Raw genomic sequence first — 13,165 nt, forward strand, 5'->3', positions numbered from 1 at the left:
CGCTGTTAACCTGGCGCTGTCGAGGCCGCTCGACGAGCCGGAGGTCAGCCGCGGGATTTACGGATCGCCCGTAGGCCCCTGCGTCCTGGTTCGGGGAGATCGTCGCGCATGGCGACCCACTCGGCGGTGGTCAGCCAGAGCTGTTGGGCGCGGGCATCGGCGGTGTTGTGGAAGATCCGGCGGCCGCGGTCGTCACGCAATTCCTGTGCGACCACCGACCAGCGGGGCGGGCGGCCGTGCTCGTCCAGATAGTCGGCGAGGTAAGTCGCGATGGCGGTACCAATCGTGTTCACCGGGCGCAGCGACACGCGGTTGCCGTACTGGGCGGCGTAGAAACGCCGTGCGGCACAGAGGGATCGGGGATTGGCGTTGGAGGCGATCCAGCCGGCGCGCTGCGCCCGTTCGATCAGCCACAGATGCTTGACCGCCGACGGGGCGATATTGCCGACCCGGGTGCGGATCAGCGTCATGATCTGCTCGCTGCACAACACGTCGCGGCGGGTGGGTCCGTATCCGTATGTGGTCCAGTGCGCGTCCGCGAGTTTGGCGAGCACCCTTCCGAAGTCGTCGATGCTGCGCTGCGCGCGACGGCCGAGGCGTTCGATGCGCTCGGCCTCGCGGCGCATCTCGTTCTGTGCGGTCAGGGTGCGGATCGCGGCCATGGTGGGGACCTGGCCGCGTTCGAGGAGTTCGAGGATGGCGGCCGAGGTAGCTGGGTCGGCGGCCGCGGTCACCGGGAGCGAGTCGCGCTTGATCGCGAAATCCTCCGGGCTGATCGCGCGGCTGAGTAGAGCTACTGCGGAGCGGTCGCCGGCGAAATCGGTGCTGGACAGCCAGGCGGCGGCGATGTCGTCACACGACGGCACGGTGGAAGTTCCTCCGGTGGAAGTGTGGGAGTTGGCGCTGGTCACCCGTGGGCCGAACTTTTGGTTGTGCCCCGGTCGGGATGAGGGACCGGCCGGGGTCACCAACCTGATGAAGGTTTGGCTACCGAAGTTGCCGACAGTCACGTTAGCCAGCGGATTGCGTCATGTCACTCATGGTGACGGATTCGTTATCTCCGAAAAGTCGGCGTCAATCGGGGTGTGCGTCCATATTTTCGGGCTCATGAGGAGTGATGTGGCGACCGACTTCCGAATTGACCCGCGAGGCATATGTGATTGCTAGATCATTGCCATCTGGTGAGGGGCGGTTGATCGCCGAAGAAGGCGCTCGGCATGTTGTGATCTGAATCACATATACGCGCTGGAATCCGCCATACCGGCCGGGCATGTCCTTTGTCGGTGGCCGCCGGTAACCTCTGGCCGTGGCTCTGTACCGGAAGTACCGACCGGCAACGTTCGCTGAGGTGGTGGGTCAGGAGCACGTCACCGACCCGCTGAGTATCGCGCTCGACACCGGGCGGATCAGTCATGCCTACCTGTTCTCCGGTCCACGCGGCTGCGGCAAAACCTCCTCCGCGCGCATTCTCGCCAGATCGCTGAACTGCGTACAGGGCCCGACGTCGACACCGTGTGGCGTCTGCCCGTCGTGCCTGGCGCTCGGCCCGGGCGGTCCGGGCAACCTGGATGTGATCGAACTCGACGCCGCGAGCCACGGCGGTGTCGACGACACCCGTGAGCTGCGTGATCGCGCCTTCTACGCGCCCGCCGAGTCCAGGTACCGGGTGTTCATCGTCGACGAGGCGCACATGGTCACCACCGCGGGTTTCAACGCGTTGCTGAAGATCGTCGAGGAACCGCCGGCCCATCTGATCTTCATCTTCGCGACCACCGAGCCGGACAAGGTGCTGCCGACCATCCGCTCGCGCACGCACCACTATCCGTTCCGCCTGCTGCCGCCCGCCACCATGCGCGGCCTGCTCGGCCGGATCTGCGAGCAGGAGCAGGTGCCGGTCGAAGAAGCGGTGTACCCCTTGGTGATTCGCGCGGGCGGTGGTTCTCCACGCGACAGCCTCAGCGTGCTCGATCAACTGCTCGCGGGCGCGGGCCCCGAGGGGGTCACGTACACCAGGGCCGTCGCACTGCTCGGCGTCACCGACGTGGCGCTGATCGACGACGCCGTCGAGGCGCTGGCCGCCGACGACGGAGCCGCACTGTTCGGCACCGTGGACCGGGTGATGGAGGCGGGCCACGACCCGCGCCGCTTCGCCGTCGACCTGCTCGACCGTTTCCGCGACCTGATCCTGCTGCGCGCGGTCCCCGACGCCACCGAACGCGGCCTGGTCACCGGCCCCGGAGACGTGCTCGACCGGATGCGCGATCAAGCCGAGCGCCTCGGCCCGGCCACCCTGACTCGTTACGCCGATCTGCTGCACGAAGGGCTCGGCGAGATGCGCGGCGCCACGGCGCCGCGACTGCTGCTCGAGGTCGTCTGCGCCCGCATGCTGCTGCCCTCGGTGTCCGATGCCGAATCCGCCACGCTGCAGCGTCTGGAACGGCTGGAGCGGGGGTTGGCCAGTGGTTCCCTCGGTGCGGCACCTGCTGCGTCCTCGGCGCCGCCCGCCGCGCCGTCCCAGCCCGCTCCCGCGGGTACGTCGCCGTCGGAGCCGCCGCGGCGCCGAGGTGCGGAGGCGCTGGCCGCGATTCGCCGCGACAGCCGTGCGGGTGCCGGTACGGGTTCGGCTCAGGCGTCCGGCTCGACGGTTGTCACGGAAACAGGTGTGCCGTCCGCTGGTGGTCCGTCGCGGACCGGCGGCGCCGCGAGTGTCGGCGATGTGGTGCCGGAGGGAGGTACAGCCGCCGAAGCCGGAGTCGCCGATCGCGCGGCGCCCGTCGGCGACAGCGCGCCAGGGGACAGTTCGTATTCCGGCGTGTCCGATTCCACCACGGCTGTGCCCGGCGGTGACGTGCGCGCTGCTGAGGCGGCATCCACTGGTCGGCAAGGGCCCACCGGGGCCGCGGAATCCGGTCCGGGTAGCGCGTCGCCCAGCCGTGCGGAGTCGGCGGGTGGGCCGAACACAGCCGTGGAGACGGGGGCCGCGAGTGCTCCGCAGGCCGGAGTCGGCGATGCCTCCGGTGCCGGGCCTGCCGCGCCCGGCGGCAGGGTCGGGTCGGGGCGTGGCGGGCCTGCGGACGGTGCGACGGGACAAGTCCAATCCGGTTCGTCCGGTCCGGAACAGGCCCGGCAACGGATTTCCACTGACGATGTAGCCGGTCCACGAACTCCCGCCTCTGCCGTGGATTCGACTTCCGCGCGGACAGCCGGTGCACGGTCCGGGATTCCGGAAGGGAGCGGTACGTCAGGCGGCCACGGCGTCGAGCCAGTTGATGCGCGGGGGTCTCGCGCCGCCGGCGCTCAGCCCGCAGGCGCGGCACCGCAGGCCGCCGCGCAACCGGCGTTCGCCGCCACAGGTGACCTGTTCGGCGAGGTGGAAGCCGCCTGGGCGGAGATCCGGGCCAAGGTGCGGGAGTTCGGCGCGGCGGTGCAGGCGATGCTCGCCGGTGCGTCGGTCGCCCGGGTCGAGGGCGATGTCATCGTGTTCGCGCATCAGCACGCGCCGCTGGCGCAGCGATTGTCCGATCCGCGGAATCTGGAGGCGGTGCGGTCGGCGGTGCGTGCGGTGCTCGGGCGCGAACTCGAGGTGCGCTGGGAAGTGGGCGGCGCGCCGCAGCGACCCGCCGCGCCCCGGTCCGGCGGATCAGCGAACCGCTCGCGCACGTCGGGCAGCCAGGCGGCGGGACGTGAATCCGGCAACGCGCCCGGACGCGCGTCGGACACGGTGGCGCCGCCGCGATTTTCGCGACCGAGCCAGTCCAGGAACGCGGGCGCGGACAAGTCGGCCGAGGCGGGCCATTCGCGCTCGGCCGGCGCGAACCCGCGCCCACACGTCGCGGACGACGACATCCCACCGCCCGACTACCCCGACCTACCTGACGATCCCGGCCCGGCGGACTATCCACCGCACGAACAGGAGCCGAGCGGAAACAGCGCCGTCACCAGCAGGGGCTGGGACCACGACGGGGTCGTCCCCGCCTCGACGCCGGAGGAGGAGCAGGAGATGATGGCCGCCGCGGCCGATCCGGTCGCACCCGGCGACCGGCGCGACCCGGACGAGGTCGCCCTGGAATTGCTGAAGAGTGAGCTGGGTGCCACACGGTTGGATGGTTGACAACCACCGTTCCGACGACGTTAAGTTAACCGGAGTTCGCATACCGCGGTAGTATGAACGGGTAGCCGTGAGCTCCGGGACGACGACGTTCTATGGTATGCGCAGGCGTACGGGCGACCGGAACGTGCGTCCGCTGTTGCCTACCTGGTTTTGTACAGCGTTAGGAACGGTCGGCCACAGGGCCGGTCGGCGAGGTCAGCCGCAGCCACGCCGCATACGCGGTGTCGCCGCACACCAGCGCTCGGACGGACGAAGGTCCGGCCGCCGCACCTTGAGGAAGGAAACTCCGATATGACCACAGAGGCCTACATTTACGAGGCCATCCGCACTCCGCGCGGCCGCGGCAAGAAGAACGGCTCGCTGCACTCGGTCAAGCCGATCGACCTGACTGTTGGTCTGATCCAGGAGCTGCGCGGCCGCTTCCCGAACCTCGACGAGGACCGGATCTCCGACCTGATCCTTGGCGTGGTCATGCCGGTCGGCGACCAGGGCGCCGACATCGCCCGCACCGCGGTCACGGCGGCCGCTCTGCCCGACACCGTCGGCGGCGTCCAGATCAACCGCTTCTGCGCCTCCGGCCTGGAAGCGGTCAACATGGCCGCCCAGAAGGTCCGCTCCGGGTTCGACGACCTGGTTCTGGCCGGTGGCGTCGAGTCCATGTCGCGCGTGCCGATGGGCTCCGACGGCGGCCCCTGGGCGATGGACCCGGCCACCAACTACGACACCTACTTCGTTCCGCAGGGCGTGTCCGCCGACCTGATCGCCACCATCGAGGGCTTCTCCCGCGACGACGTGGACGCCTACGCGGTGCGCTCGCAGGAGCTGGCCGCCCAGGCGTGGACCGGCGGTTACTTCGCCAAGTCGGTCGTTCCGGTCAAGGACCAGAACGGCATCGTCGTGCTGGACCGCGACGAGCACATGCGTCCCGGCACCACCGCAGAGGATCTGGCCAAGCTGCAGCCGTCCTTCGCCGTGATCGGTGAGATGGGTGGCTTCGACGCGGTGGCGCTGCAGAAGTTCCACTTCGTGGAGAAGATCAACCACGTGCACCACGGCGGCAACAGCTCCGGCATCGTCGACGGCGCCGCGCTGGTGCTTGTCGGTACCGAAGAGGCGGGCAAGGCGTCCGGCCTGACCCCGCGTGCGCGCATCGTCGCGACCGCCACCAGCGGCGCCGACTCCACCATCATGCTCACCGGTCCGACCCCGGCCGCCAAGAAGGCGCTGGCCAAGGCGGGTCTGACCCTCGACGACATCGACCTGGTCGAGATCAACGAGGCGTTCGCCTCCGTGGTGCTGAAGTTCCAGAAGGACCTGAACATCCCGGACGAGAAGCTGAACGTCAACGGTGGCGCGATCGCCATGGGCCACCCGCTGGGTGCGACCGGCGCGATGATCACCGGCACCATGGTCGACGAGCTGGAGCGCCGCAACGGCCGGTACGCGCTGATCACCCTGTGCATCGGCGGCGGCATGGGCGTGGCCACCATCATCGAGCGGGTCTGATCCCCAACCGACAGCTGATATTTCACGCGGCGTGAGCGTCAGGCCCGGAGGAGGCAGCCTGCGTAACCACGTAGGGCCCGCGAACGCCGCAATTAGACACAGGAGACACAGAGCTGTGAGCGAAACCAACATGATCGGTTGGGAGCAGGATTCGGACGGCATCGTCGTGCTGACGATGGACGACCCGAACCAGGGCGCCAACACGATGAACGAGCTGTACAAGAAGTCGATGACCGCCACGGTCGATCGGCTGGAGGCGGAGAAGGACAGCATCACCGGTGTCGTCCTGACCTCCGCGAAGAAGACCTTCTTCGCCGGTGGCGACCTGAAGAACATGATGAAGGTCGGCCCGGACGACGCCAAAGCCCTGATGGACGAGCTCGGCGAGATCAAGGGCGCGCTGCGGCGCCTGGAGCAGCTGGGCAAGCCGGTCGTCGCGGCTATCAACGGCGCCGCGCTCGGTGGCGGCCTGGAGATCGCGCTGGCCACCCACCACCGCATCGCGGCGGACCTGCCTGGTTCGCAGATCGGTCTGCCGGAGGCCACCCTCGGCCTGCTGCCCGCGGGTGGCGGCGTCATCCGCACCGTGCGCATGCTCGGCCTGCAGAACGCGCTGATGCAGGTGCTGCTGCAGGGCCAGCGCAACAAGCCGGCCAAGGCCAAGGAGATCGGCCTGATCGACGAGCTGGTCGGTTCGGTCGAGGAGCTGATCCCGGCGGCCAAGGCGTGGATCAAGGCCAACCCCGAGGCCGGCGTCCAGCCGTGGGACAAGAAGGGCTTCAAGATCCCCGGCGGCACCCCGTCCTCGCCCGCCTTCGCGGCGAACCTGCCCGCGTTCCCGGCCAACCTGCGCAAGCAGATCAAGGGTGCGAACATGCCTGCGCCGCGCGCCATCATGGCGGCCGCGGTGGAGGGCTCGCAGGTCGACATCGACAACGCGTCGCTGATCGAGTCCCGCTACTTCGTGCACCTGCTCACCGGCCCGGTCGCGAAGAACATGATCCAGGCGTTCTTCTTCGACCTGCAGACGATCAACAACGGCGGTTCGCGTCCGAAGGACGTGCCGAAGAAGGAGATCAAGAAGATCGGCGTGCTCGGCGCGGGCATGATGGGCGCGGGCATCGCCTACGTCTCCGCCAAGGCGGGCTACGAGGTCGTGCTGAAGGACGTCTCGATCGAGGCGGCCGAGCGCGGCAAGAACTACTCCGAGAAGATCGAGGCCAAGGCGCTCTCCCGGGGCAAGACCACCGAGGAGAAGTCCAAGGCGCTGCTGGAACGCATCAAGCCGACCGCGGACGCGGCCGACTTCGCCGGAGTGGACTTCGTCGTCGAGGCCGTCTTCGAGAACACCGAGCTGAAGCACAAGGTGTTCCAGGAGATCGAGGACATCGTCACCCCCGACGCGCTGCTCGGCTCGAACACCTCCACCCTGCCGATCACCGGTCTGGCGACCGGCGTGAAGCGCCAGGAGGACTTCATCGGCATCCATTTCTTCTCGCCGGTCGACAAGATGCCGCTGGTGGAGATCATCAAGGGTGAGAAGACCTCGGACGAGGCGCTGGCCCGGGTGTTCGACTACACCCTGGCGATCAAGAAGACCCCGATCGTGGTCAACGACAGCCGCGGCTTTTTCACCTCGCGCGTGATCGGCACCTTCGTCAACGAGGCGATCGCCATGCTGAAGGAGGGCATCGAGCCCGCCACGATCGAGCAGGCCGGTCTGCAGGCGGGCTACCCGGCCGCGCCGCTGCAGCTGTCGGACGAGCTGAACATGAAGCTCATGCAGAAGATCGCCAAGGAGACCCAGGAGGCCGCCCAGGCGGGCGACACCACCATGGGCGCGAAGCGGCACCCGGCGCAGGACGTCATCGACTACATGGTGTCCGAGGGTCGTCCGGGCCGCCTGGAGAAGGCGGGCTTCTACGAGTACGACGAGAACGGCAAGCGCACCGGTCTGTGGCCGGGCCTGCGCGAGCACTTCAAGACCACGGCGGACTTCACCGCCCCGCTGCAGGATCTGATCGACCGCATGCTGTTCGCGGAGGCGATCGAGACCCAGAAGTGTTTCGACGAGGGCGTGCTGACCTCGACCGCCGACGCCAACATCGGCTCGATCTTCGGCATCGGCTTCCCGGCCTGGACCGGTGGTGTGCACCAGTACATCGTCGGTTACCCGGGTGGCCAGGAGGCCTTCGTGGCCCGCGCCGACTACCTCGCCAAGACCTACGGCGAGCGCTTCGAGGTTCCGGCCTCGCTGCGTAAGTAGTCTCCGCGCCGAACGAACGACGAAGCCCGCCATCGCTTTCCGCGATGGCGGGCTTTCGTTCGCGCGGATAAGTTACAAGGCGTGCCCAGACGTAGTCACCGAATCCTGATCGCCAGTTGCGCGCTCGCGCTCGCGTCGGCGCCGCTCGCCGCCGCCGATCCGGCGGCGGGTCCGTCGGTGCGGCTGCTCGGCGAACAGACGGTGGCGCACGATGTGGATTTCGAGGGCACCATCGTGGGCGGGCTGTCCGGTATCGACTATCTCGAACGCACCGGCGAGTACGTGCTGATCAGCGACGACCGGTCGAACAAGAATCCCGCACGGTACTACACCGCGCGGATCGATGTCGGTGAGCACGGGGTCGGTCCGGTGGCGTTCACCCGCATGCGTCCGCTGTCCACCCCGACGGGCGCCGCCTACCCGCCGAATTCGGTGGACCCGGAGGAGATCCGGGTCGATCCGTGGACCGGCGACTACTACTGGACACAGGAGGGCGAACGGCTCGACACCGTCCTCGCGGACCCTTCGGCGCGCATCGCGCACCCCGACGGCTCGTATGCGGGCGAGTTGCCGATCCCGGACAACGAACGAATGCGCCCCGGCTCCGGCCCCAGGCAGAACCAAGGGCTGGAGGGCGCGACCTTCGCGGCAGGGGGCACGTTGTTCCTGACCTCGGTGGAGGGGCCGCTGCTGGAGGACGGCCCGATGGCGACCACGTCCAGCGGCGCGAGCGCCCGGATCACCGTCCAGGCACGCTCAGGACAGCTGCTCGCCCAGTTCGCGTATCCGATGGAGCCGGTGCACGCCGAGTCACGTCCCGAACCGGGGCGCGGCGGGACCGGGATCGCCTCGATCCTGGCAGCCGACCCGCTGGATCCGACGAAACTTCTTGTGTTGGAACGCTCGTTCGTCCCGGGCGTGGGCAACAAGATCCGGGTCTACGAGGCCGATCTCGGTGTCGCGACCAATATCCTCGACGCTCCGATCGGTGCCGCGCGTTCGGTGGCCAAGCGGCTGGTCGTCGATCTGGACGACGTCGGACTTTCCGCCATCGACAACGTCGAGGGCATGACCTGGGGTCCGCGCCTGCCTTCGGGAGCACGAACCCTGGTGCTGGTCAGCGACAACAATTTCGACCGTCACCAGATCAACCAGGTCATCGCCTTGGCCGTCGGCTAGTCGGTGCGGTGCGGGTTCTCGCCGCCCTGCGCCGGTCACCCGGAGACCGGCGAGTTCGAGTCGCCGCTCGGCGGGGTCGTCTTCGGGTATTGACACGTCCCGATTTCTAATTGCTTCTTCAACAAAATTTGGCGGCCGCCGCGGCCTGTCGCCGGATTTCTCGAGGGCATCCGATTGGCCGACTCCTACTCGGGTATCCGTTCCCGGGGCCGGATATGGGCTGGGCTGCCAGCAAGGCGACATCCGAGAAGGTGAGCGCCGGGTAGATGTCGGCTGGCAAATCGTCGGCGTTTCAGAACGCCAAGCGCCAGAACATGAGCCTGCGGCCGTGTGCTGAGCGGCGCGAAACGCCCGGGCCCGCGACACGCTCCATCCGGTTCCGAAACATCTCCCGCGGGGTCTCCCGCCGCGCTACGTTGGAGTATGCGCAGACATATCGGACACCCGCGGTGTCCGGCTTCGGCGCGAAGTTGGCCGCCGGTGACGCCGATTCGATGTGGGATCGAGGTGATCACATGAATCCACAGACGCGTTCGGGCCGGGTGGGCCCCGAATCGTCTGCGGCCGAATCGAATACGCAGCGTCAGACGCCCATCGACATCGGTGACGAGCTGGAGGCGATGGGCCTGTCCGGCGCGGTGGAGATCGGTCGTGGCGGGTTCGGGGTGGTCTATCGCTGCATCCAGACCGCACTGGACCGGGTGGTCGCGGTGAAGGTGCTCTCCTCGGAGATCGACGAGGAGAGCCGGGAGCGCTTCCTCCGCGAAGAACAAGCCATGGGCAGGCTGTCCGGTCATCCGAACATCGTCGACATCCTCCAGGTGGACGTCACCGCAACCGGTATGCCGCTGATCGTCATGCCGTACTGCACGCGCGGGTCGCTGGAGCAGCTCATTCGCGATCACGGCCCGCTGACCTGGCCGGACTCACTGCGCGCCGGGGTGAAGCTGGCGGGAGCGATCGAGAGCGCGCACCGGGCCCACATCCTGCACCGGGACGTGAAACCGGCCAACGTCCTGCTCAGCGGCTACGGCGAACCGCAGCTGACCGATTTCGGCATCGCCCGCATTCCGGGCGGATTCCGTACGTCGAGCAGCATGATCACCGGCTCGCCCGCCTTCACCGCGCCCGAAGTGCTCAAGGGCGACGAGCCGACGGTCCGCTCCGACATCTACGGCCTCGGCTCGACGTTGTTCGCTCTGCTCACCGGGCATGCGGCCTTCGAGCGGCAGGCGGGCGAGCGGGTGGTCGCCCAGTTCCTGCGGATCACCACGCAGCCCGTGCCCGACCTGCGCGAACAGGACATTCCCCCGGACCTGGCCGCGGTCATCGAACACGCCATGTCCCCGGATCCGCGCGACCGCCCGGACAGCGCGTACGAATTCGGCGAAATGCTGCGGACGGTTCAGCGCGACCACGATCAGTTGCCCGATGAGATGGCGTTGCTGGAAACCACGCCGGAATCTCAGTCGACTACCTCCACCGACCTCAGCGAGCCCACCGTGGTGTGGACCGGTACCCATCCCGCGGTCACCGCGCGGCGCAGCTGGCCGCTGACGCTGCGGCCCGCCGTCTCGCAGCACCCCGGTACGCCCGGCGCGATCACGACGCCGCCAACGGCGGTAACCAAATTTCGTCCGCCGACACCTACGCGCGCCCCGATACCGCGGCCGCGTTTGCTGGACATCCTGCGTGCGGGCGACCGGCGTCGGCTGGCGGTGATCCACGGGCCCGCGGGATTCGGCAAGAGCACGCTGGCCGCGCAGTGGCGCGCCGAACTCGCCGAGAGCGACGCCGCGGTCGCCTGGATCGGCATCGACCGCGACGACGACAACGAGATCTGGTTCCTGGCTCACCTGATCGAGGCGATCCGCCGTGTGCGTCCGGATGTCGGCAACGGCTTGGAGCAGGTGCTCGAGGAACGGCCCGCCGACGCGGCCGCGTTCGTGATCCCCACGCTCATCGATGAGATCCATGCCGCGCGCCAGACGATCGTGGTGATCGTCGAGGACTGGCATCGGATCACCGACGCGGGCGCGCATCGCGCGATGGAGGCGCTGCTGGACAACGGTTGTCACCACTTGCGATTCGTGGTGACCAGCCGGGAGCAGGCCGGTCTGCCGACCGGCCGCATGCGAGTGCACGACGAACTGGTCGAGATCGGCTCGGCCGCGCTGCGCCTGACCGAGGCGGAGACCAGGCAGATCCTGGTGGAGCGCAATGGGTTCGAACTCACGCCCGAGCAGGTCACCGAGATTCACACGGCCACCGACGGCTGGCCCGCCGCCATCCAGTTGGTCGGCCTGTCGCTGCGTGGCAACACCGATCCCGCACAGCTGATCGCGACGCTCTCCGAGGGTGACCACGGCATCCGCGAGTACCTCGCCGAGAACGTGCTGGACACCCTGGAACCGAGGATGCTCGAGTTCCTGATGTCGATCGCGGTGACCGAGCGGGTGAGCGCCTCACTCGCCGCGGCGCTGTCCGACGAGGCGGACGCCGACCAGCTGCTCGAACAGGCCGAACAGCGCGAGCTGTTCCTGCGGCGCATCGAGCACGATCCGGACTGGTTCCGGATGCAGCCGCTGTTCGCCGAGCATCTGCGGACGCGGCTCGACCGCGTGCATCCCGGGAAATCGAAGGCTTTGCATCGCAAGGCTTCTCGGTGGTACGCCGAGCACCAGCTGCTGCGCAAGTCGGTCGACCACGCGCTGGCCGCGACCGATCTGAAGATGGCGCTGGACCTGCTGGAGAGCGGCGGCATGGACCTGATCGACGGTTCTCGCCTGGCCACGCTGCTCGGCAGCGTGTCGAAACTGCCGATGCAGCAGGTGGCTTCGCGCTCGAAGCTGCTGATGGCGGTGGCCAGGGCGAATGTCAACCTGCAGCAGTCCGGCGCGGCGCGCAACGCGCTGGGCAGGCTGTCGAACATCCTGGCGCGCGGGTCATCCAGCGACGACGACGTACGCGTGCAGCGCTGCCAGGCCGTGGTACTCGCCGCGGCCGACCAGATCGCGCGCGACCACACCGAAGGCGTGCTGGACCGGGTCGCCGACTGTATGCAACACCCGGACGAACTGCCGCCGTGGACGGTCTCGACCGCGGCGAATCTCACCAGCTTCGTGCGGCTGTGCGAGTTCGATTTCGAGGGCGCCAGGAAGGTCCAGGAATGGGCCGCGGAATACCACGAGCGTTCGAAGGATCCGCTCGGCATGGTCTTCGGCCTATGCGGCCAGGGCGCCGCCGCCTACGAGCAACTCGACGTCGCGACCGCCACCAGGTGCTTCCAGCAGGCATGGGAGGCCGCGCGGGCGCGCTCGGGCCCGCGCTCACACGCGGTGCGCGTCGCCGCCGCGCTGCTCGGCGAATTGAGTTACCGCCGGGGGGATCTGGGCAGCGCCGACCCGCTGCTGGACGAGAGTCACGAGCTGGTCACCCGGGTCGGCCCGGTGGACTTCCTGATCTCGACGTTCGTCGTCGGCGCCCGGGTGAAGGCGGTCCGTGGCGACCTATACACCTCGGCCACCCGGCTGGACGAGGGCGCCCGCATCGCGGCCGACAATCGCCTCGCCAGGCTGAGCGCGCACATCCGCGCCGAACGGCTGCGGCTCGGCCTGCCGCCGGACGCCGCGGACCGCCGCTACACCGATGTCGCCGAGTCCACGCCGCTGCAGGCGGGCCACCGGCTGACCGGCGCCGCCCTGCTCGCCGCCGAGGCCGAGGAGCTGGCCGCGATCCGCGCGCTGCTCACCGAACGTCGCCTCGGCTCCGACGACCGGGCGGTGCGCCGCGCCCGCGCCTTGTACGATCACACGCTCGAAAAGCACCGTCCCCGTGCGCAACTGGACGCCGCGCTGCTGCTCGCGGAATGCCTGGCCACCTCCGGCTGGGTCGGCGAGGCCACCAACCTGCTGCTGCCCGCCGTCGCGACCTGCGCCGACCTCGGCTGGACCAGGCCGCTGCTGGACGCGGGCCCCGGCGTGGTCGGCATCCTGCGCGTGCTGCGCGCCGATCTGCCGCCGTCGGGACAGGTCGCAGACACCGAACTGCCCGCCCCGTTCCTGGATGAACTCCTGGAGGAGGCGGGCAGCCAGGCGTTTTGA

Annotated in this window: 6 protein-coding genes; 5 read left to right on the forward strand and 1 reads right to left on the reverse strand. The window is 68.7% G+C overall.

What is annotated here, in order from left to right; translation table 11 throughout:
• Window positions 1-44: 44 nt before the first annotated feature.
• Window positions 45-866, reverse strand: coding sequence for a hypothetical protein (locus AB0M45_RS12360; protein ID WP_364326557.1), 822 nt, complete (start codon window positions 864-866; stop codon window positions 45-47).
• Between the two features lie 440 nt (window positions 867-1,306).
• Between AB0M45_RS12360 and AB0M45_RS12365 the strand changes: the two genes are divergently transcribed.
• From AB0M45_RS12365 to AB0M45_RS12385, 5 genes are all read left to right on the forward strand, one after another.
• On the forward strand, window positions 1,307-4,111 hold the full coding sequence (locus tag AB0M45_RS12365) for a DNA polymerase III subunit gamma and tau (RefSeq protein ID WP_364326560.1): 2,805 nt from the start codon (window positions 1,307-1,309) through the stop codon (window positions 4,109-4,111).
• Window positions 4,112-4,402: 291 nt separating this feature from the next.
• Window positions 4,403-5,617 (forward strand): acetyl-CoA C-acetyltransferase, encoded by a 1,215-nt coding sequence (locus AB0M45_RS12370; protein WP_364326563.1) that lies wholly within the window; start codon window positions 4,403-4,405, stop codon window positions 5,615-5,617.
• Window positions 5,618-5,732: 115 nt separating this feature from the next.
• The gene (locus AB0M45_RS12375) at window positions 5,733-7,883 is read left to right on the forward strand and encodes a 3-hydroxyacyl-CoA dehydrogenase NAD-binding domain-containing protein (protein WP_364326807.1); all 2,151 of its coding nucleotides are present in this window, start codon (window positions 5,733-5,735) and stop codon (window positions 7,881-7,883) included.
• An 81-nt stretch (window positions 7,884-7,964) separates the two neighbouring features.
• Complete coding sequence (locus AB0M45_RS12380) at window positions 7,965-9,062, forward strand: esterase-like activity of phytase family protein (protein WP_364326566.1); 1,098 nt, start codon at window positions 7,965-7,967, stop codon at window positions 9,060-9,062.
• Window positions 9,063-9,577: 515 nt separating this feature from the next.
• Window positions 9,578-13,165 carry a protein kinase gene (locus AB0M45_RS12385; RefSeq protein ID WP_364326569.1) on the forward strand — a complete coding sequence of 1,196 codons (3,588 nt, stop codon included), beginning with the start codon at window positions 9,578-9,580 and terminating at the stop codon, window positions 13,163-13,165.

The organism is Nocardia sp. NPDC051787 (assembly GCF_040681325.1).
Taxonomy (GTDB): Bacteria; Actinomycetota; Actinomycetes; order Mycobacteriales; family Mycobacteriaceae; genus Nocardia.